The 252-nt window shown below is 50.8% G+C and carries 1 pseudogene; it reads right to left on the bottom strand.

Features of this window, described 5'->3' with window-relative positions:
• Positions 1–125 precede the first annotated feature (125 nt).
• A pseudogene (locus tag MFP24_RS00105) lies at positions 126–252 on the bottom strand (IS3 family transposase); the annotation flags it as partial.

Raw genomic sequence — 252 nt, 5'->3', positions numbered from 1 at the left:
GTCAACCTCATGCCGTCAATGGCAGCGGGTCGAGGTGGTGATGTTGAATCCAGATAAGCCAGAAACTGGGCTGAAAACGGCAGCATAAAAACGAATAAGGGTGTCAACTTCGTTGACAGCTACCGGCCTTTCCCGCTCATTGAGCAGACTAACTCATTGTTTTTCAATACCTCACGATACCGATGGCTGGCATACTGGCTCCCTCTGTCCGAATGCACGATGACCTTCCCCGTCGGTCTGCGCTGTTTTATT

Source organism: Brenneria tiliae (assembly GCF_023347575.1).
Classification (GTDB): domain Bacteria; phylum Pseudomonadota; class Gammaproteobacteria; order Enterobacterales; family Enterobacteriaceae; genus Brenneria; species Brenneria corticis.
This window is presented reverse-complemented; position numbering and strand designations above follow the sequence as displayed.